Below are 21489 nucleotides of genomic sequence, written 5' to 3'. Positions count from 1 at the left end.
CACCCCTGCCCGGACGACCCCGCCCGCGGGCACGGCCCACGGCCCCCGCACCCACGCAACCGCGGCGTCCGGGCCGCGATGCCGTACCCGGAACCGGCCCGGCCCGGCCCGGTTCGGTCCGGCCGGTCCGGACGCGGGGGCGGGCGCGGCGCGGCGGCTCCGCTTCCGCACACATGCGCACCCCTGCCTTCCGCCACCCGTCAGTCCCCTCAGTCCCCTCAGTCCTCTTCTCTCCGCATCCGCACAAGGAATGGCCTCATGAGCTACCCGAACATCTCCGGCACGCCGTCCTCCCTCCCCTCGTCCCCGAGCGCCGTCTCCGCCGCGTCCACGGGCAGTCCCCGGCACCGGACAACGGCCGGCCGGGTCCCGGTCACGGCAACGCCGGAGGCGACGCCGCAGGCAACCTCCGCTTCCGCGCAGCCGCCGGCCGGGAGGAGGGAGCCGTCGGGGCGCGGAGCGCGGCTCGCCCACGGTGCCTCGGCGCTCCTCGCGCTGATCACGGCACCCCCGGCCCGCCCGCGCAAGGCCGTCCTCGCCGTGGCCGCGACGGTCGCGGGCTGCTCCCTGTGCGCCTGCTCCACCACCGGCGGCACCGAGACCGGCACCGCGCCACCGACGGCCACCGTGAGCGCCTCGCAGGACACCCGGAGCGCCGAGAAGGCGCAGGACACCCAGGACGACGCCGACAGCGACACCTTCATCGTCGCCCTGGACAAGACCGCCACCTGGAACAACGGTGTCGAGGCGCGCCTGAGCGGCTTCAGCCGGGGCACCTCCGGCGAGTACGCCAGCCCGTCCGGCAAGGCCTACCTGGCCTTCTCCGTCACCCTGCGGAACGGCTCCAAGTCCGCGATCGACCTGAGCATGGTCAGCCTGTCCTGCCCGGACGGCGCCGAGGAGGTCTTCGACACGGACGCGGGCTTCGACGGCGCGCCGGACACGCACCTGCTGCCGGGCAAGTCGCAGACCTGGAAGGCGGCCTGCGTGTTCCCCGAGACGGCCAGGAACGCCCAGATCGAGATCACGCCGACCGACACCTCCGGCTCCGGCTGGTACCGCACGGCCATCTTCACCGGCCAGGTGCAGTAGCCCGGACCGCGGACGGGACCCTGCCGGGCGCCGCCGTCGTCTCCGCACGGCGGCGGCCCACGCCCCCCGCCGGCACCGGGACCACGGGCCCGCCCGCACCCGCACCCGGTCACACACCCCGTCGGCCCCGCTCCCCACCACCCGCGACTGGAAGGCCACCGTGACGATCACCGAGCACACCCAGCTGGTCCGCCGCTTCGCCGACGACTTCACCGCCCTGCAGGAGGCCGTCCTCGCCCGCACGAACGGGATCTGCGCTCCGGAGACCGCCGCGGCCCTGGACCACGCCTCGCTCACCGGTCCCATCACCGTCGTCCTCGCCCACGCCGACGTCCTGGCCCGCGGGGCCGTCCGGCGCGCGGAACTGTCGGCCCAGCTCCCCGAGCGGCTGCGACGGCTGCGCGCACACGCGCGCACGGTGCGACGGGCCCGCTCGCAGGCGGAGGCCCGGTACAAGGAGCAGCGTGCCCGCCGCGTCACCGGCCGCTCCCGGCCGGTGGACGCGCTGGAATCGAGGGTGGCGCGCAGGGCGTCCCCGGCGGCCTTCGCCGAGGCCCTGCGGCGGGAACTCCGCGACAGGGGACTGCCGGACGGCACACCGCAGGCGCCGGAGAGCGACCTCGCCCGGTGGGCCTGGGAGCGGAAAGCGGCGGACGGCGAACTCCCGGCGCCGGTGCGCGACCTGCGGGACTGCGACGACGACGCCTTCGTCCAGGCCCTCCTGCGCGATGCCCGGGAGGAGGAGAACCCGTACCTCCCGCACGACGCGGTGGTCGAACGGTGGAGCCGCCACGCCCGTACCGCGCTGGCCTGGGGCCGCTACGCGATAGGCCGGGCCGAACGGGACGCGCTCGCCTGCTCCCCCGCGACACGGCGCACCCGGCTCGACGCCCTGGACGACGCCTACCAGGACACCGCGGTTCTCGCCGCCCGCTCCCGCGAAGCCCTCCTCCGGGCCACGGACCTGCACGACCGGATGCGGGCCTGCACGACCACGGGACCTGTCGCGGAACTCATCGCGCAGTGCCGCGCCGCGGCTGTGGCGCGCTTCGCCGACGCCGAGCCCGAGGTGTGGCACCGCGTGCGCGAGCTGACCGCGGAACACCGGGCGCACTGCCCCGAACAGGCCGACGGCTGCCCGCACTGCCACCGTGCTCTCGCCGCCGTCCTCGCCGGCGCCCGTCCTGCCGGCACGGGCGAGGACACCGGCACGGACGAGGACGGAGACGGCGAACACCCGACGGCGACGGCTCCGGCCGACGTGGACCGCTACGCCCTGCTCGCCGACCTTCCCGACACCGCCGTCGTGGCCGTCGCCGACGCCGCCGTCGGCGACGAGTCCGCACTGTGCGGCTACGGCTGGGCCGCCGAGGACGGGACCACCGGACACGGCGACTCCCTGGCCTCGAGCAGCGGCGAAGCCGAAGTCATCGGTATCTGCGCCGCCGCCCTCAGCCTCCTCGAACACCACGAGGACGCACCCGTGGTCCTCCTGTGCGACAGCACCGAGGCGGTCGACGCCGTCGACACGGCCCTGCGCTCCGCCGACCCGGCAACCGCCCACCGCACCCTCCTCTTCCCGGAGAGCCGGCAGCTGCTGGACCGCCTGGTGCGCCACCGCCACCGCGTCCAGGTCCGCTGGCTGAAGGGCCATATCGGACACGACCTCAACGAGACCGCCGACGCCTTCGCCCGCCTCGCCCTCCGCCGCACCGGCGGCCGCATCCCTCCCTCCGCCGTCCGGAAGGAGGAGGCGCGGATCCTGCGCTCGCTCGGCTCCGGGGCCGGCCCGCTGTCGATCGCTGCCTGAGCGCACGGTCCGAGGCGGCAGTTGCCGAGCCTCACGGTTTCCTCTTTCTTCGCGCCGGAACAAGACGCGGACAAGCCGCCGGAGACGCGGGTCAGCCCTCGTCATGCCGTCTGCGGACAGCTCCACCTTCCTGAGAACCGGTCTTCCCATTCTGGATGAAAGCGAGCGACGCTCTTCATGGCCCCTTCCCGGCGGCACCACATCCCCATGGAGTCCCAGTGCCGTGCCTTCAAGGCGTTCGGCGAATGGAACGGCTCCAGCGGCGACCGCAGCGGCTCACTCACCCACATGTACAAGGCCTGGCGAGCAACTGCCTCTCCGGTTCAGCGTATTCGGAGAACCCACGGAGACGGGGAAGCGGCTGAGGAGCCGTCCGGCCAAGGGTTCCGGAAACCCTTGTGCCACCGTCGTCAGGCACTGCTTGTACGGCGGAGCCCTCGACCAATACGTCTGCACCCGGGCATGGGCAAAGAAGATCTTCCAGGAGATCGGGACGGTCGAAAAGTGCCGCGCGTTCTTCCGCAGGGAGCCGCGCATGAAGACGGGGGCCGCCGCGACGAGGAAGGCGGCGTGGAGGGCGTCGCGTGCCGAGGAGGCCGGACGGGTGGGACAGCAAATGCCCGGGTGATGGCCGACGGGGGCGCGGGCGACATGCGTCGCAGTTGTTTGACGCTCGTATCCGGAGCCGCCACCCGACAGCAGCGCAATTGCCGGTCCCCCTATCTCACTCGCATTACCCGCCCAGGCAGCCTCGGTTGTAGAGTGCATTGGTTGATGTACCCGGGTGATCGCGGGGGGTACTGCGATTGCTGCAGGTGCGTCGCCCTCGGTGAAGCTCTGGCCATCTCTTCCAGGTGGTTGTGTGAGCGCTGCGATGGACACTTGGGGAAATGGTGGGGGACAAATGGGATATCTCTGCGCGTTGTGTGCTGTTGGGCTGCGCCGGGCAATGGCGGTAGAAGGCTGCGCTCAGGAAAGTGCTCGGTAGTGGCCTGCTGCCGGTGACGAGTTCAGGGTGACGTGGAAAGCCGTTCCGTGCCGGGGAATTTCACGAACAGGGCATGGAAACCTCTCTTTTGGGGACAGAGTGGATCATTCTTACCAGGCGTGGCAGGAAGTGCTGGCCGAGGAGTTCTTCGGACAGCAGCACGCCGGCCACCCGACGCTGTTCTACGTCGATGATGACGTGGAGCGGGAGCTCAGGCACGGATACGGCCTGGAGGAGCCCCTCGCCCAGTGCGTGGGCAGGTTCCTGCGGCTGGGGACCGCGGAGCCGTACAGCGCGCTGGAGGACTACCGCTGGCGCAAGCGGCAGCAGGACAAGGACGGCGTTCCCGCCTTCCTGCCGCTGCTGGCCTGCTCGGTGATGGCCGCATCCCGGATGGTGAACGACCGGAACCACCGGGCCACCGCCTACCACGCCCGCTTCTCCGAGCTGCTGACCGGCGACGAGAAGCAACTGGGCAGCCACCACTACGAACCTGTCTCCCGCATGTGGCAGGTGCTGGCCTCCTGGCAGCACAGCCAGAAGGGCGCGCGGGGCCTGTGCACCCTTCCCGCCCCCGTCGACCTGCCCTCCAACCGCAGCATGATCGGGTTCGCCCAGTCCCAGACGCTCCTCAGCGGCACGGACCGGTCCTTCCTGCCGAAGTTCTTCCGGTCCTTGCGGGAACACAGTGCGACCTGGCCCCTGCCGGGGGAGACGCTGCTGGCCCAGATCGAGATCCGAGGCATGGAGCAGCGCTTCTCCAAGGGATTCCGCAATGCCCTGCAGGAGGAGGAGTTCCGCCCCATCCTCGCCAGGCTGATCGGCAACTACGCCGCTTCCTGGGACGGTTCGGACGAGCTGGTGCCCACCAGCGTCAGCCGGGCCGAACTCCTGGTGCGCCTGGACGCGGGGCGTCTCGGCTGGGTGGCGCGCCTGCGGTCAGCGGAGCAGAAGAAGCGCATCGAGTTCGAGGACGGCGTCGTCCTGGAGCAGCTCGGCGACACCGCCTACTACGAAGTGACGGGCCTGCCCGCCCCGAGCGCGGACATCCTCACCCGGGGCATCCGCTGCGGCGGGGACAACCTGGTGCTCCGCCGCCCCTCCTGCTCCGTCCTGGTGCTCGCACGGGACGACGTGCTCGGCGTCTGGACCGACACTGACGGCTTCCGCCCGGGAGAGGCACACGTGGTACTCGCCGCCCCGACCGCGCAACGGGACGTACAGCGGCTGCTGGACAAGGCCGCGACCACGGGCCGAAGCGCCGACACCGGCAAGCTGGCCTGGGTACCGCAGGGCTGGTCTCTGCACAAGCCCGTCACCTTCGACGACGCGGTCACCCTGCGCCGGGCGCTGAAGGAGGTGCAGGGCGCGGTCGGCCTCCTGCAGCCCCCGGCCCAGTTCAAGCTACGCCTCGAGGGCGGACTGAAGCTCACGCCCTCGCTCAGTCCCCACCTGTACCTGCGGGGAGGTGAGCCCCAGGTGATCCTTCCGGACACCACGGAGGGCACGGGCGCCCTCCTGATCGACGGAGAGGAGCGGCCTGAACTCAGACAAGCGATCGCCGCGGGCCGCCCCGTCCCCCTGGCCGTGCTCCGGCTGGAGCCGGGCCGCCACACAGTCAGTTACGCAGGCGTGGAGATCGGCTTCGCCACCGCGGACCAGGCCTCCGTCGAACCGAAGATGACCAAGGTCTGCGGCTTCACCGTCATGAGCGGCAAAGCATCGGCGTCGCCCTCCCTCCTCGACGGGCAGGCCCCGTCGGCCGGCATCACCGGCGCCGACTGCACGAACGCCACCACCCGGGACGCGGCAGCTGCCATGGAGCTGTGCCGTCGGGACGCGGACGAGGTGCTGTTCGCGGCGGCCGACGGACGGCTGTGGACGCTGGAGGCCCCGGAACAACCGGACTGGTGGACGGAACGCCTCCCCGATACCCCCGCCCCGCTCCGCTTTGAGGCCAGCTTCCACGGCATCGGCGGCTGGCTCCTGGAACGCCTGAGCGGACGCTGGAAGGGCCGCCCGGTGAACCCCGGAACGCCGAAGCTGAAGAACACCGGCAGCCCGCGGGCCTGGGCCCGCGCCGTCCTCAACGCCCAGCAGGCGTCCGCCGAGCCCTCATGGGCCGCGTATGTGCAGGCAGCGAAGGAGCTGGACCGATGACGGGACCGACGAGCAGCACCGAGTTCGGCGGGATTCTCTTGCGCTGGCTGAGCGAGAGCCGAAGCGGCAAGGCGTCCGCGCTGCGCGACGGAGTCCGCAGCCAGGCCCAGGCATGGGGTCTGGAGTTGAAGGAGTACGCCGACTGGGACTGGATGCGCAAGGCCGCCGCCCTCGGCTTCATTGACGTGGACCTGCACGCCGACCGCTGGTCGGTAGCCCCACCGGTGCTGACCCGGCTGCCCCACGCCGACGGCCTCGCGTTGCTGACCGGTGCGCGCACCGCGCGGATCAGCACACGCGTCGCGGAGGCAGCACAGGAGTGGATGGAGCTGATCACCGTCCCTCACCGACCGGAGGCCGGTGAGGCCCCACTGCCGGACACCCTCCTGTTCCAGTATGAGGACCCGCGGACCCTGCAGGAAGCCGCAGAATTCTTCGGGGCCTGCTACGTCCCCTGCGCCGCTCTGCAGCTGATGGAGCTGCTTCCGCAGGCGGCGCCGGGCCCCGAGTCCGCGCCGCCCGGTGGGAGCACTGCCAAGACATTGGAGAAGTACGAGCCGCGTCTTCAGCGGTTTGTTCCCGTGGCACGGGACGACGAGGACGGCCTGTACCGGTGGCGCGGAGCTGACTACGCGCGCCTGACCCGCATCCGCCGCAACGGTGTCTTCTACGCGGTGGAACGTGAGACGGGCGTCTACCTGGAGCTCGCCCGTCACCGCACTGGCGCGATGCGCTGGCGGCCGGAATCCGCCCAGGGCCGGGCCGGCATCGGCCGGCTCTTCGTCGACCGGTACACGCCTCTGCCCGCCCTGCACGAGCGTGTGGCCGTCCTGTGCAGCGGCTTCCCGCCCTCGACAGGCAAGCAGACACAGACCCGCGCGTACGACAACGTGCCGAGAACGCTCGCCGAGGCGATCGCGGCCTCGCTGCAGCAGAACCTGGAAACCATGCCGCGACTGGCAGCGGCCACCGGCGGGAGGACCGAGTGAGCGTGGAACAGCAGACAGCGGCGGTGACGAACACCGATGTCCAGGACGTCATAGGCACTTTCAACGACCTGCGCAACGCGCTCTTCCGCTACTACGACACCCCGTTCAGCGTCGACGACCGTTCCGTTATGGAGGAACGGCGTAACCTCCTGGACCGGGACAACGGGGCCTGGCGCGACCCGTTGATCGAGCTGCGTCCGCAATACGCCTCCCGGGACGTCGGCATCGCGGAGTCCTTCGCCGAAGCAGGGGCCCATCCCGACGCGGCCGAGTTCGCCCGCTTCACCCTCCCCGACGGCGTGACCAGCCTCTACCAGCATCAGCACGACGCCCTGGTCGCCGCCTGCGCGGGCAAGGACTTCGTGGTCACCGCGGGCACCGGTTCCGGCAAGACGGAGTCCTTCCTGCTGCCGGTCCTCGCCGACCTGGTCGCCGAGTCCGCCCACTGGCAGGGCACCCGCGCGGTGCAGAGGGAATGGTGGCAGGGAGACGGCGAGTACGTGCCCAGCCGGCAGAGCGAGCACGGGCACCCCGCCGCCCTGCGCGTGCTAATTCTCTACCCCACCAACGCCCTCGCCGACGACCAGCTGGTCCGGCTCCGGAAGTCACTGGACAGCCGCGAGGCCCACGCCTGGCTGGACCGGAAGCGCAACGGACACCGTTTCTACTTCGGCCGCTACACCGGAGCCACCCCCGTCTCCGGCAGCCGCGATTCCGAGCCGGCGGCCTTCCGTCTGAGGCAGTATCTGCGGGAGGTCCAGGAACGGCAGCGCAAGGCCGACGAGAAGCTCAGCGAGGAGCTGCGGCCCTTCATCCCGCGCCTCGGCGGAGCGGAGATGCACGCCCGCTGGGACATGCAGGCCGCGCCGCCGGACATCATGGTCACCAACTACTCGATGCTGAACATCATGCTGCTCCGCAAGCAGGAGGAGCACATCTTCAGTGCCACGAGGAAGTGGCTGGAAGAGACCCCTGGCGCTCGCTTCACCCTGATCCTCGACGAGCTCCACATGTACCGCGGCACGGCCGGGACCGAGGTGGCCTACCTGCTGCGTAACCTCCGTCACCGTCTCGGCCTCGACAAGAGCCCCGAGAAGCTGCGCGTGCTCGCCGCCTCCGCCTCCCTGGAGGCAGGCCGGGACGACGAGTTCCTCGACGGATTCTTCGCCCTGCCCGGCTCCCGGCGCGTGATCACCCCCGGAAAGACGAAGGAGATCCGTGGCGGGGGCGACCTGGCCGCACACACCGAACGCCTCGTGCAGGCCGCCAAGGTCCCCGTCGCCCAGGACGAAGCCGCCGCCCTGGCCCGGGAGGTCGGCCTCGGCCCGGCGCTTCAGCGCGCACTCGCCCCAGGCGGCAAACCTCGTACCCTGCCCGCCCCCGAACTGGCGAAAAACCTTTTCCCGGACGTCCCCGATGAACAGCGCCAGGACGCTCTCCACGGGACGCTGCGCGTACTCGGCTCCGCCCAGGATCCCGAGCTTCCGCAGCTCCGAGCCCACTTCTTTTTCCGGAACATCGAGGGCATCTGGGCCTGCTCCGACCCGGACTGCCCCGACATCCCTGGGGAGCACGGTCCCGAACGGCGGGTCGGCCGGCTCTTCGCTGAGCCCACTTCCCGCTGCACCTGCGGCGCCCGCGCACTGGAGCTGCTCTACTGCCAGGCCTGCGGTGACCTCATGCTCGGCGGGTACGCCAGCCCCAAAGACACCCAACGGCGTAAGTTCACTGGCGCCCTCCACACCGACTTCCCGGACCTGGACCTGCTCCCCGACGAGGCCAGCGGTGCACCTACGGCGGCGAACTACGTCGTGTACTGGCCGCGCACCAAGGGTCTCGGCCTGGATGACCCCGACTGGCACGCAAACCTGTCCGACGGCGGGCCGCAGATCGGGTTCGAGTTCCGCCGCAGCGCCTACCAACCCGCCACCGGCCGCTTGGAGAACCGGGACGTCCGTTACACCGGATGGTCATTCCACATCTCCGTGCCCCTGGACAAGGAGGGCAAAAAGCCGGCCTACGATCCGGCCCGTCTGCAGCCCTTCCCCACCCGCTGCCCCGCCTGCGGTGATGACTGGGAGATCAAGTACGACCGGGACGGCCGTTTCATTCCGCTGGAATCCCCCGACCGGCTGCGCAACGCGCCGGTCCGGCGGATGCGCACCGGTTTCCACAAAATCAACCAGGTGCTGGTGACCGAGATCCTCGGCCATCTTCCCGACGGCCAACGCAAGGCGATCGCCTTCTCCGACAGCCGTGACGACGCCTCCGAACTCGCCAGCGGTCTCGCCCTGCGCCACTACCAGGACCTCCTCCGCCTGCTCAGCGCCCAGGCCGTCGAGAACCAGGGTGATCCGTTCGAAGACCTCCAGCTGGTGAAGGCCTATTACGCCGGGGAGCCGGTCGACCGTGCGGATGCCCGTGCCGCCATGGAACGGTTGCGGGACCGCGATCCGGCGGACTGGGGGCGTCTGAAGGCAATCCTCGCCGACGACCTCGACGCGGAACCGGAACTCCTGCCCGAACTGGAACGGAAGTTCTCCGAACTGCCCTCGTTGGACGATCTCGCCGCCGACCTCGAAGGCATGCTGCTGACGTACGGCACCAACCCCGCCGGTCCCGCGGCCTCGCTCCAGCAGACCTCAGCCGGACAGCCCTGGACCGCGCTCTACAACTGGGAGCGAGACAGGGAAGCGGTGGTGGAGACCCAGGCGCAGGAGGAACTCCTCGACCGGATCCGCTCCCGCCTCCGCCTTGAGACCGTCGCAAGCCTTTTCTCCGGCAGCGGCCGTGACTTCGAATCGCTCGGACTCGGCTGGCTCTGCCTGCGCGACGACCGCTCGCCCCTGGAGACCGGCCCGGACAGCGATCAGGCCTTGGCACGTGCCAGTTTGCGAATTCTCGGCTTGATGCGGCGCTTCACCCGGATACGTGCCTCCCTGCAGAGGCCACCCGCACCTTTGAAGCGTTTCTGGAAGCAGGTCGCCGAACGCCAGGGCACCGATGTGCAGACGATCGAGGACCGGGTGCTCGGCGTCTGGAAGGACGCCGTGGTCGACTACGTCATCAAGCCGGAGAAGGTGGCGCTCCGCCCAGGCGAGAACAAGACTTGGACGTGCCGCTCCTGCCACCGGCCGCACCTCCACCCGGGCACCGGGCTGTGCACCAAGTGCCTGACTCCGCTGCCCGCGATGCCCCAGCAGTACAGCGGAGTCCTTGAAGACGACTATTACGCATGGAAGGCTGCCCACCGCACCGGTGACTTCCCCCTGCGCGCCGCAGAGCTGACCGGCCAGACGGACCGGCTGGAGGCCCAGCGCCGGCAGAGCCTTTTCCAGGATGTCTTCCTCGACGACGACGATGTCCCGCAGGCGGACGGCCTGGAGCTGCTCTCCGTGACCACAACCATGGAGGCCGGTGTCGACATCGGCCCCCTCAACACCGTAATCATGGCCAACATGCCGCCTACCCGCTTCAATTACCAGCAGCGGGTGGGGCGCGCGGGCCGACGCAACAGCCCGGTCGCCGTGGCCCTCACCGTCTGCCGTGGCCGCAGTCACGACGAGCACTACTTCGCCCGGCCGGAAGCCATCACCAACGACCCCACTCCGCCGCCCTACCTGGTCCTTGGCATGGTCTCCGTCTTCCGGCGGATCCTGCTGGCAGAGGTCCTGCGCCAGGCCTTCGAGCCCTTGCAGCCGGAAGACCGCCGGAGGGGGCCGGACATGACGGCCAACGTCCACGGACAGTTCGGCCTCGCCGCCGACTGGCCGACGCACCGGGGTGCCGTCCACCGCTGGATCGCCGAGCACCCAGACCGCGTCAGAGCCGCTGCCGCCGCCCTCCGGGCCGGAACACCGGAGAGCATCACCGCCATCGATCCGGTGGCCGCCATCGATGAACTCCTCGGCCAGGTGGACGAGGTGGCAGCCCGAACGGTCGGCCACTCCGACCTCAGCCAGCGCCTGGCGGAGGCGGGACTCCTGCCCATGTTCGGCTTCCCGACCCGCTCCCGCCTCCTCTACCGGAGCATTCCGCGGAAGACCTTTCCCTGGCCGCCGGCCGACTCCGTCAACCGCGACCTGGCCATCGCCCTCAGCAAGTTCGCACCGGGCAGCGAAACCCCGCAGGACGGCCGGCTGCTCCGCTCCAGCGGAGTGGTCTCCCTCGTCCCGAGCGGCCGCGGAGTACAGGCCGCCGAGGACCCGTTCGGGCCGGAACAGCTGGTCGCCATGTGCCGGATCTGCTCCCATGTAGATCCGCAGGCCGTCGTCGACCCGGAAACCGGGGGCGCCGGCGCCTGCCCCGCCTGCGGCGCGGAGAGCAAGTACTACAGGGCTGTCCCCTTCCGGGAGCCTGCGGGCTTCCGGGCTGCCCGCGAAGCACGGGACTACGACGGATACCGGGAGCTCGGCTCCAACGCCACCAGCGCACGGACCGCCACCGACCTGGAGAAGACAGCCCCGCGTATCCACCGCGCCGCCGACGACTGGATGGTCGTCCACACCGGCAGCGGCGACCGCTACATCGTCAACACCAACGCCGGAAAGCTCTTCCGGTTCGCCAAGAATAACGGCCCGTGGCGCGGATACCTCGCTCTGGACAATCCCAGGGCGGAAGCCGACCTGGAGATCGCCCTCGGCGCCACCCAGCACACCGACATGCTCTTCATCGGGGCCAAGGGCGCCCTCGACACGAGCCGGGGCCTGCGCTTCGACATCTCGAAGTCCCAGCAGACCGACGGCTTCCCCGAGGCCTACCACGGCCGGCGCGCCGCTTGGTACTCGCTGGCGGCCCTGCTGCGCCGTGCCGCCGCCCCGCACCTGGACGTGCAACCGGACGAACTCCTCAGCGGTATCCACGGCTCCGACGCTCCGGTGGCCGCTCCCGTCATGGCCTACCTGGCGGACAGCCTCGACAACGGTGCGGGCTTGAGCACCCACCTCGGTTCGGAGGAACACATCGAGGGTTTCCTCCAAGCGGTCGACCGCTACGTGCACGACCTGGAGGCCGACCATCATGCGCGGAACTGCCGCAGCTCCTGCTATGCCTGCCTGCGCGACTACTCCAACATGCGCCTCCACCCGCTGTACGACTGGCGGCTCGCTCGCGACCTGACCGACGCCCTGCGCGGCCGGAAACTGCGGCTGGATCCGGACGAGCACGCCGTCCTGCTGAAGGGCTGGGCGGACGAGGAACCCAACGTCAGCCTGAAGGAGACCGCCGCCGGACCGGTGGCGCTCTTCACCTCGGACTTCACCGGCGAGCCCGTCGCGGTCGCCGTCAAGCATCCGCTGGAGTCCGCCGGCAAGGAGCGCAGAAACGAACGGCTCCAGGCCCTGCGTGACGAGATCCGTGCCGGAGGCCTTGCCACCAGGATCGCCTTCGCCGACTCCTACAGCCTGGACCGGACCCCTGCCGCGGTGATCGAGCAGGTACACATCTTCGCGGAGGAGCTGTGATGACGGCAGGAATCCCGCTGGGAGCGGGTCAGGACGAACAGGCTCGCCGGGAGGAGCTGCGGCAGCGCGAAATCGCCCGCCGCCTCGCGCTCCGCCAGATCCGAGTCCAGGGCCGGGCTGCCGGAAAAGCTCCGCAGGACGTGGAAGCCACCGGCGGCCCTGCTCCGGTCGTTCCGTCGCGGAAGCAGCCGGCGCCGACCCCGGAACCGGTCATACCCCAGCCAGTCCCCGAAGGGTTCGCCGACCGGGAGACCTGGGAGCGGGCCCGCTCCTTTGCCGAGCACATGCTGCCCGGCGCGCTGAAGGCAGGGACCGGAACGCTCTCCGCGCAGAAGCTGGCGCGGGCGGCGGCCGATGCGGCGTCCCGGCAGGACAACCCGGTCGAGGGCGTCTCCCTGCTCGTCATGGCACAGGACCACGGGCTGGACGTCCTCAACGGCCGGCTCTACGACCGCGCTCGCGCCCTGCTGGAGGACAAGCCGCTGCCGCTCCTAGGGGAGCCGGGCAGCATGTGGCAGATCTACCAGGATGACCGTCGCCTGATGGAAACCAACCTGCCGGCCCCTCGGCAGAGGGCGCTCCTGGCGAAACTTCCCCGGCCGCTTCTCGACGACTACATCGACGAGGAGTGGATCGGTGCCGTCCCCGAGCGCGACGGCACCTCCCGTGCCGCCTACTTCCGCGCCCGCCTGGACCCGGCGTCCCTCACTGACGAGGAGATGAACCTGCTGGCCTGGCCCCTGGAACGGGAGCGCCGGGAGGCCGGCCCGGGAACCAAACCCGGCCGTGACTGGCCGCAGGACTGGCGCCTGCTGGTGAGGTTGCAGGCCGGCGACGCCAAGGCCATCGCCGAGGAATGGACCGACCTCCTGCCGCCGACGCGGAAGCTCCTCGACGTCCTGCGCGAGGTGCGGCGGACCGGAGAGGTCCCGGACGACCTTGTCACCGACGAGCGGCTGTGGGTTCTCCTGGAGCGGATCGACCCTCGCGTGCGCAGCGCGAGCAACAAAAGGTTTAACGGCTGGATCGGCGTACGAACCCTGATCAGGGTCGTACGGCAGATGCACCGTGCCCTTCTCTGCGGGGATGACGAGACGGCGGACCAGCGGAGGAAAGCGGCGCTCACCATGGCTGCGAGACTCCGGCACCATTCGCAGCCGGTGCGCTGGGAAGCCCAGAACGTCCAGGCCTACCTACGCGCCGGCCAGGAGATGGCGGAGTCTCTCAAATTCCTGGAGCAGGACGCTGAAGGCCGTCCCCCGGTGCGAGACCAGCTCGGCGGAGGTGTCATGGCCACACTGCGAAGGAATCGGAGCTTCCTTGAGGACCGTCCGCTCGGAGAACGCGACCAGCCGCTCAACCCGTACCTGGTGCTCGGCGTGCCCGACGGGGCGAACGATTGGAAGAGGGCCTGGCGAGCCTTGAGAAAGGAGCTGGACGACAGCGGCCGCGTCCGGATCAACCGCGCCAAGGACATGATCGAGAAGGCCGAGCGGGAGCAGCAGGAAGCGCCCCGGTTCGCTGTCCCGCTCGCCCCGCACCGCTGGAAGGACCCCACCGGCACGAGCCACCGGCTGGAACTCCCGCCCGAACCCCTGCAGAGGCTTACCGAGCCGCCCACGGACAGCGACCGCGAGTGGTCTCGCACCGAGGCGGCGCGAGAAATAATCATCAGGGCGACAGAATGCCTTTCCCCGGCTGCTGAAGACACCGCAGCCCTTGAAGACCCAGAGAGCAGCACATCGTGAGCAACGGAGCCGGTAAAGGCGACAGGAGTTCTGCCCCCCGTGACGGATCCCGGCAGAAGCAAGGACGCGGGCCGAACAGCGGAAGCGTGCGCAGTCGTGGTGAGCGCAGGGCGGCCGAGGCCGCTCCCTGGCGGTTCACCGACAGCGGTTTGCCCGAATTCGCCCCGGGGGCGCTGGACGCCGCCGCGATCCTGAAGTCGGTCAACGAGAAGCTCCTGCCTGTGGTGGAGAAGGAGTTGGAGGAGGCGACGGAGAAACTGGTTGCAGCGCTGGCCGACAAGGAGACCGAGGCTGATCTGGTGTCCGTCCTCCGGGCCGAGCTGATGCGCCGCGTGCTTCCCCAGTTCACCGAAGCGGTACGCAAGGGCGTCATGGAGAGCATCCGCACGCGCCAGATGCACCTGGCCCAGCTGGCCGTCCTACACAGGCAGGCGCTGGACGCGAAAACCTTGCAGGTGGTGCTGACCCGCCTCGACCACGAAGCGGCGAAGGCCGGTCTGCAGATCATCGGCGACACCGGCGATCAGTCGCTGTTCAACGTCGTGGAGGACCAGCCCGGCGTGATGAAGGCAGGCCCGGTCACCTTGGAGCTTGTCGCGCCGGCCTACGTCGACAAGGAGTCCGGGAAACTCGTCGAGCGCGGCTGGCTGCGGGCCGTTGCTGAGGCACCATTCTCCCAGGCCAACAAAATGAAACCCGGGCAGAAGCGCCGGGCGAACCACGCAGAAGCCGATAAGAAGCAACTGAAAAAGGGCGCTCCCGCACAGCCAGGGAGAAAGAAGCACCACCGGGGCCAAGACCCCGAGAAGCAGCAGAGAGGCAACGGGGGGCGAAACAGCGCGTCCCACCCCCGGCCTGGGGAGAACGGGGACCGCAGGATGAAGCAAAGGGGAACGCGATGATCTTCGGTATCGATTTCGGCACCAGTAATTCCGTGGTGGCCCATTGGAACGGGCACACCACCGAAGTACTGCCGGTCGACGGTGGCAACGTACCCGCCCAGTGGCAGATGTCGGAGTTCGAGCAGCTCTTCCCCTCCGTGCTGTCTGTCCGTGACCTCCAGCGCACCCTCTGCTTCGGCTGGGAGGCGAAGACCGGCACCAGTGAGCCGCTTGACGCCGTGAAACGCATGCTCGGCACCCGCTCCGGCGCCGAGAAGGACGGCGACGCCGACGGCCTCGAGGGCGCCGCACAGCTCGAGGAACATCATGTCTGGGTCGGCTCGGAGAAGTTCCACAGCACGGTCGCGGCCGCCTCCCTCTTCAGCCGGATGAAGGAAGGTGTCTCCGCCCAGCTGCTCGACCTCTCCGCCGCGGTCGTCACCGTTCCCGCCAACGCCACGGGCGGCGCTCGCTACCGCACCCGTGCCGCGGCCGCGCTCGGCGGCGTGAAGGTCCGGGCCCTGCTCAACGAGCCCACCGCGGCTGCGATTTCGTACGTCCACGACGTCCCGATCCCCGGCCGTTTCCTCGTTTTCGACTGGGGTGGTGGCACCATCGACGTCACCGTCCTCGAATACGACGACGGCCTCTTCGAGGAGCAGACCTCCCGCGGTATCACCGCTCTCGGCGGCCTGGAGTTCGACAACGCGCTGGCCCAGCTGGTCCAGCGGAAGATCGGCCTGACCGCGGACCAGCTCACCAAGGCGGAACGACGCCGGTGGCGCCGGTCGGTCGAGCTGACGAAGATCGCTCTGTCTTCTGTGCCGCTGGACGGCGCGCTTTTCTTCGACCTCCCGGTCGGCCTCGCCCCCTCGATTTCGAGACGTGAGGTCAAGATCACCGCGACCGAGTACACCGAGGCGATCACCCCGCTCATCACCCGCGCCCTGGAGCCGGTCCAGCAGGCCCTGGAAGACCTGGCCATCACCCCAGACGACATCGACTCCGTCCTGATGATCGGCGGCACCTCGCAGATCCCCCAGGTACGTCACGCCCTGGGCGAGCTCCTCGGTCACGACCGCATCGTCGACAGCGGCCTGTGCCGGCCCATGACTGCCGTCGCCCGGGGTGCGGCCATCTACGCGGCCTCTCTCGACGGCGAACTCGGCGACGACAGCGACTTCTCCCTGGTGACCAGCTACGACCTGGGAACGGCCGTGAGCGCGGGTGAACAGAAGGGCTTCCGCGCCATCATCCGGCGCAACGCCACGCTCCCTGCGGAAGGTTCGGCCAACTTTTACCCGGACACGCCGGGCGCTTCCTTCGTGCGCGTGCCGGTGATCGAGGGCGAGGTCGGTTACCCGGCCGACAGCGACCGCGCTTTCCCTATGGCCAACATCGAGGTGAAACTCCCGACCCGCGAACAGGACACCCGTCGGAACAAAATCGAGATCAGGTTCCGCTACAACGAGAGCGGCATTCTGCGCTTCACCGCCACCCACGCGGAGACCGGCGTGGTGCTTGCCGAGCGCGAGATCGACTCCTTCGGCCCTGACGGCACACCCCTGCAGCACGGCCTCGACGATGAGCTGACCCGACTTTTGGCCCACACCGTCCGCCCGTTCGCCGACGGTTCCTCCAACGTTCGACACCTCTCGGCAGCCGAAACGGCCAACGTCCGCCCCGCACCGATCGACATGTCCGTGCGCATGGTGGAGACCGACCCCGCGGTAACGGTCAACGGCGAGCCGCAGGGAGTGGTAAAGGGGGGACTCTGACCAGCCACTGGACTCCGTTGCGCAATCTCCGGATGCGCCCATAGCTCACGCACCGCCCGCACCCGGCGGCGCGCCTCCGTGCCGGTCACGGCGGCACCGGCGCGCACGGCGGCGCCGGCGCGGCAGCGCCGCGGGCGGCCCCCTCCCGTCCCCGGAAGGAGCCGCCCGCGGCACCCGGCCGTCAGACCGTACGGCCCTCGGTCCGCCCCGGCGGGCGGGCGCCGGGGAACGCCTCGGGCGAACCCCTCAGGGGAACGACACCACCGTCGACGGCACCGTCGACGTGCCCGACGTCGGCGCGCCCGTGTCGTTGATGACGTGCGCGTACTGTCCGTTGCCGCCCAGCGACACCACCAGCAGGCCGTGGAAGCGCACCCCGGGCCGGACCGGCGCGGCGAAGCCGTGGTGCTGCACGATCGTCGGGTCGACGTTGTAGTAGCAGTAGCTGCCCAGGCCCCAGCCCTCGTGCGCGGTCACGTTGTCGCCGACCTTGTAGGCGGCGTAGCCCCGGATCGGGCCGTTCTGGATCGCGGCCTGGTTCGGGGCGTCGTAGGCCTTCTCGTTCTGGAAGAAGATGGTGCGGCCGCGCTCGCCGAACCACTGCACGTCGTACTTGTTGAAGTGCTCCACGAACAGGCCGGTGGCCAGCACGTCGTGGCCGTTGACGACGACGCCGTAGTCGGCCCGGTTGGTCTCCCAGCCGACGCCGTCGCCGTGGTCGGCGCGCCAGACCCAGGTGTGGTCGACGATGGTGTGGCGACTGTTGATCACCATGCTGGTGGTGGCCTTGCCCGCGCCCGCCCCGCCGATCCGGATGAACACGTCCTGCACGGTGGTCGGGTTGGCGGAGTGGTCGCGCGCGGCGCCCCGCGGGCCGACCTCCAGCAGCGTCGCGGAGTTGACCGGCCCGGCGTCGATCAGGAACCCGGCCAGCCGTACGCCGTCGACGTCGGCGACCTTCAGCGCGGTCACGCCGTTGTCGGGGATGATCGTCGCGTAGCCGAGGCCGAGGACCACCGTGTCCGGGCGGTCGACCCGGATCGGCTGGTCGACGTGGTAGATGCCCGGCGTCAGCAGCAGGTGCAGGCCCTGGGCGAGCGCCTGGTTGAGCGTGGCCGCCGACACGCCGGGTCTGGCGACGTAGAACCGCGTCAGCGGCAGGGAGGTGCCCCGGGGGGTGCCGTTGCCCCAGGAGACGCCGCGGGCGTTGGTGCGCTTCTCCGGCAGGAAGACGCGGAACTGGTCGCCGTCGACGTACAGGAACGGCTTCTCCCGGGAGACCGGGGTGGTGTCGAGCGTGGTGTACGGCGGGTCGGGGAAGCCCTGTGCGGGGGCGCCCTCGACGCCGGAGAACACCATGTTCCACACGCCGTTGAGCCAGCCGCCGATCGCGCTGTCGCGGGTGTACCACTGCTGCTGCGAGTAGGGCTGGACCTGCCCGTCGATGCGGCTGTCGGCGATGTAGCCGCCGCTGGACCAGCCGTAGCCGGCCGGGGCGAGGTTGAGGTTGCCGCGCACGTGCATCCGGCGGAACGGGGCGGCCTGGGAGACCGCCCAGCGGTTGGTGCCGTTGACCGGGACGACGGCCAGGTTCTCCGCCGAGCGCCAGAAGTTCTGCGTGGCGTTGCCGCCGAACCAGCCCGCGTCGACCGTGACGTCGCCGTTGATGGTGGTGTCGTCGGGGGACAGGCCGAGGCCGGCGATGGAGGTGTAGAAGCCGATCTGGGCGTTGAGCCCGTGGTAGGTGCCGGGCTTGAACAGCAGCGCCCAGCGGCCGGTGCCGAACTGCGCGGATTCCTGCTGCCGGAAGATCTCGTCCAGCTTGGCCTGGATGTTCGGCGTGGACGGGTCGAAGACCAGCACGTTCGGGCCGAGGTCGCCGCCGCCGGGCAGGGCGCGCGGACGTCCCCGGGCCGGGGCGGCGGCGGACGCCGGCGTGGCGGCGAGCCCCGCGACGGCGGAGGCGGAGGCGGCGGCTGCGGCGCCGAGGACGGTGCGGCGGCCGAGCGAGGGCAGCCGGGAGGACGGGGAGTCGGAAGGCATGGGGCGGCTCTCCTGGTTCAGGAAGTGAACGAGGTGGGGGTGAGGGGAGCGCTCTCTCGCCGCTGAATGGTTCATCCGCGAAACGAATGCGTCAAGAGCTGCGACCAAGTTCGATGAGCGTGTCCAAACCCTTGACGGGCCCATCCATCGGGGTTTAACTCACGTCCTAAATTAAGCCATGAGGCACTTCCCGTGTCTCCCGGAAGGGACTCCAGGAGCCATGCGCAGCATCCGAGCCGCGGCCACCGGCGCCGTCACCCTGTCTCTCGCCCTCGCCGCCTCGGCCTGCGGCGGTGGTTCGCCCACCGGCGGCGGGTCCGACGACTCGCCCAGGACCCTGACCTACTGGGCCTCCAACCAGGGGGCCAGCGTCGAGGCCGACAAGAAGGTCCTCCAGCCGGAGCTCGACAAGTTCGAGAAGCAGACCGGGATCGAGGTGAAACTGGAGGTCGTGCCCTGGTCGGACCTGCTGAACCGGATCCTGACCGCGACCACCTCCGGCCAGGGCCCCGACGTGCTCAACATCGGCAACACCTGGAGCGCCTCGCTGCAGGCCACCGGGGCGCTGCTGCCCTGGGACGAGAAGAACTTCGACAAGATCGGCGGCCGGGACCGCTTCGTGGACTCCGCGCTCGCCTCCACCGGCGCGCGGGGCGAGGACCCGGCCGCGGTGCCGCTGTACTCGATGGCGTACGCGCTCTACTACAACAAGCGGATGTTCGCCGACGCCGGCATCGCCGAGCCGCCGGCCACCTGGGACGAGCTGGTCGCGGCCGGGAAGAAGCTGTCGAAGGACGGCAGGTGGGGCCTGGGCGCCGAGGGGTCCAACCCCTCGGAGAACGTCCACCACGCCTTCGTCTTCGCCCAGCAGCACGGCGCCGACTTCTTCACCGCCGACGGCAGGCCCGACTTCACCGACGACGGGGTGGTCGCCGCGGTCGAGCAGTACGTCGACCTGATGGCCGAGGACGAGGTCATCGCGCCGGGCAACGCCGAGTACGCGCAGAACCAGTCGGTGAGCGACTTCGCCAAGGGCAGGACCGCGATGCTGCTGTGGCAGTCCGCGTCCGCCAACCTCAAGTCCCAGGGCATGAGCGAGGACGCCTACGGCGTCGCGCCCGTGCCCGTGCAGTCCGGCACGCCGGGCCCCGGCAGGCAGGCCAACTCGATGGTCGCGGGCATCAACCTGGCCGTCTTCAAGAACACCGACAACCTCGACGGCGCCACCGAGTTCGTGAAGTTCATGACGAGCGACGCCGAGCAGAAGATCCTCAACAAGGCCTACAGCACCATCCCGCCGGTCGAGTCCGCCCAGGCGGACCCCGCCTTCGACACCCCGGCCAACGCCGTGCTGAAGGACACCCTCGCCAAGAGCGCGGTCGCGCTGCCGCAGGTCGCCGACGAGTCGCAGTTCGAGACGGCCGTCGGTACGGCGATCAAGGAGCTGTTCGCCGACGCCGCCGCCGGACGCCCGGTCACCGCCGAGTCCGTCAAGGCCCGGCTCGGCAAGGCGCAGCAGCAGATGCCGGCGAAGTGAGCACGATGACCGCCACCGTCGAGACCGCCGGGCCGCCGGTCCGCAAGAGCTCCCCCGGCGCGGCGCGCGGCCCCCGCCGCCGCACCGGGCGGATCCGCCGTGTCGGCCTGCCCTACCTGCTGCTCCTGCCCGCCCTGCTGCTGGAACTCCTGGTCCACCTGGTGCCGATGGTGATCGGCATCGTGATGAGCTTCAAGCAGCTCACCCAGTTCTACATCCGCGACTGGGGCGCCGCCCCCTGGGCCGCCCTCGACAACTACCGGGTGTCGGTGGACTTCGACGCCCCCGTCGGCGAGGCCCTGCTGCACTCCTTCCTCGTCACCGTCGCCTTCACCCTGCTGTCGGTCGGCCTGTGCTGGCTGATCGGCACCGCCGCCGCGGTCTGCATGCAGGACACCTTCCGCGGCCGGGGCCTGCTGCGCGCCCTGTTCCTGGTGCCGTACGCGCTGCCGGTCTACGCGGCCGTCATCACCTGGGTGTTCATGTTCCAGCACGACAACGGCCTGGTGAACCACGTCCTGCACGAGCAGCTCGGCCTCACCGACAAGCCGGCCTTCTGGCTGATCGGCGACAACAGCTTCGTCGCGCTGCTGACGGTGTCGGTCTGGAAGGGCTGGCCGTTCGCCTTCCTCATCGTCATGGCCGGCCTGCAGAACATCCCCCGGGAGCTGTACGAGGCAGCGGCCCTGGACGGCGCCGGGACGTGGCAGCAGATCCGCCGCATCACCCTGCCGTCGCTGCGCCCGGTCAACCAGGTCCTGGTCCTGGTCCTGTTCCTGTGGACGTTCAACGACTTCAACACCCCGTACGTCCTGTTCGGCAGGACCGCCCCGGAGGCCGCGGACCTCATCTCGGTCCACATCTACCAGGCGTCCTTCGTCACCTGGAACTTCGGCACCGGCTCGGCGATGTCCGTGCTGCTGCTGCTCTTCCTGCTCGTCGTGACGGGCGTCTACCTCGTGCTCACCTCCCGCGGACGGAGGACCGCCCCGTGAAACCGC

The 21489-nt window shown here is 70.0% G+C and carries 11 protein-coding genes; 10 read left to right on the top strand and 1 reads right to left on the bottom strand.

What is annotated here, in order from left to right:
- Positions 1-258 precede the first annotated feature (258 nt).
- The 8 genes from ABD363_RS03705 to ABD363_RS03670 all read left to right on the top strand — a co-directional run bounded on the left by ABD363_RS03705 (position 259) and on the right by ABD363_RS03670 (position 16908).
- Complete coding sequence (locus ABD363_RS03705; RefSeq protein ID WP_344599886.1) at positions 259-1092, top strand: hypothetical protein; 834 nt, start codon at positions 259-261, stop codon at positions 1090-1092.
- A 160-nt stretch (positions 1093-1252) separates the two neighbouring features.
- Entirely contained in the window at positions 1253-2902 is a 1650-nt protein-coding gene (locus ABD363_RS03700) for an RNase H family protein (RefSeq protein ID WP_344599885.1), read from the top strand.
- A 1087-nt stretch (positions 2903-3989) separates the two neighbouring features.
- Complete coding sequence (locus tag ABD363_RS03695; protein ID WP_344599884.1) at positions 3990-6050, top strand: hypothetical protein; 2061 nt, start codon at positions 3990-3992, stop codon at positions 6048-6050.
- On the top strand, positions 6047-7039 hold the full coding sequence (locus tag ABD363_RS03690) for a hypothetical protein (protein ID WP_344599883.1): 993 nt from the start codon (positions 6047-6049) through the stop codon (positions 7037-7039). The genes ABD363_RS03695 and ABD363_RS03690 overlap by 4 nt, the downstream gene beginning before the upstream one ends.
- A 2-nt stretch (positions 7040-7041) precedes the next feature.
- Positions 7042-12501 carry a DEAD/DEAH box helicase gene (locus ABD363_RS03685; RefSeq protein ID WP_344599882.1) on the top strand — a complete coding sequence of 1820 codons (5460 nt, stop codon included), beginning with the start codon at positions 7042-7044 and terminating at the stop codon, positions 12499-12501.
- The gene (locus tag ABD363_RS03680; protein WP_344599881.1) at positions 12501-14249 is read left to right on the top strand and encodes a hypothetical protein; all 1749 of its coding nucleotides are present in this window, start codon (positions 12501-12503) and stop codon (positions 14247-14249) included. The genes ABD363_RS03685 and ABD363_RS03680 overlap by 1 nt, the downstream gene beginning before the upstream one ends.
- A gap of 86 nt (positions 14250-14335) precedes the next feature.
- Complete coding sequence (locus ABD363_RS03675) at positions 14336-15151, top strand: hypothetical protein (protein ID WP_344599880.1); 816 nt, start codon at positions 14336-14338, stop codon at positions 15149-15151.
- Positions 15148-16908 carry an Hsp70 family protein gene (locus ABD363_RS03670; protein WP_344599879.1) on the top strand — a complete coding sequence of 587 codons (1761 nt, stop codon included), beginning with the start codon at positions 15148-15150 and terminating at the stop codon, positions 16906-16908. Before ABD363_RS03675 ends, ABD363_RS03670 begins: the two co-directional genes overlap by 4 nt.
- Positions 16909-17154: 246 nt before the next feature.
- Here the strand turns inward: ABD363_RS03670 and ABD363_RS03665 are convergent, their stop codons facing one another.
- Positions 17155-18951 carry a coagulation factor 5/8 type domain-containing protein gene (locus tag ABD363_RS03665; protein WP_344599878.1) on the bottom strand — a complete coding sequence of 599 codons (1797 nt, stop codon included), beginning with the start codon at positions 18949-18951 and terminating at the stop codon, positions 17155-17157.
- Positions 18952-19171: 220 nt separating this feature from the next.
- Here ABD363_RS03665 and ABD363_RS03660 point away from each other — a divergent pair, with 220 nt between their 5' ends.
- Both ABD363_RS03660 and ABD363_RS03655 read left to right on the top strand, forming a co-directional pair.
- On the top strand, positions 19172-20488 hold the full coding sequence (locus ABD363_RS03660) for an ABC transporter substrate-binding protein (RefSeq protein ID WP_344599877.1): 1317 nt from the start codon (positions 19172-19174) through the stop codon (positions 20486-20488).
- A gap of 5 nt (positions 20489-20493) precedes the next feature.
- Entirely contained in the window at positions 20494-21483 is a 990-nt protein-coding gene (locus ABD363_RS03655) for a carbohydrate ABC transporter permease (protein ID WP_344599961.1), read from the top strand.
- Positions 21484-21489: the final 6 nt, after the last annotated feature.

Origin of the sequence: Streptomyces glaucus (assembly GCF_039533365.1) — a bacterium.
Lineage (GTDB): Bacteria > Actinomycetota > Actinomycetes > Streptomycetales > Streptomycetaceae > Streptomyces > Streptomyces glaucus.
Note: the sequence above shows the minus strand (reverse complement) of the source record. Positions and strands in the feature narration are given on the sequence as shown.

Bases quoted from the DNA above. Each gene is read 5' to 3' on its own strand.
- ABD363_RS03705 (WP_344599886.1), top strand. From the start codon at position 259: ATGAGCTACCCGAACATCTCCGGCACGCCGTCCTCCCTCCCCTCGTCC.
- ABD363_RS03690 (WP_344599883.1), top strand. From the start codon at position 6,047: ATGACGGGACCGACGAGCAGCACCGAGTTCGGCGGGATTCTCTTGCGC.
- ABD363_RS03680 (WP_344599881.1), top strand. From the start codon at position 12,501: ATGACGGCAGGAATCCCGCTGGGAGCGGGTCAGGACGAACAGGCTCGC.
- ABD363_RS03670 (WP_344599879.1), top strand. From the start codon at position 15,148: ATGATCTTCGGTATCGATTTCGGCACCAGTAATTCCGTGGTGGCCCAT.
- ABD363_RS03665 (WP_344599878.1), bottom strand. From the start codon at position 18,951: ATGCCTTCCGACTCCCCGTCCTCCCGGCTGCCCTCGCTCGGCCGCCGC.
- ABD363_RS03660 (WP_344599877.1), top strand. From the start codon at position 19,172: ATGCGCAGCATCCGAGCCGCGGCCACCGGCGCCGTCACCCTGTCTCTC.
- ABD363_RS03655 (WP_344599961.1), top strand. From the start codon at position 20,494: ATGACCGCCACCGTCGAGACCGCCGGGCCGCCGGTCCGCAAGAGCTCC.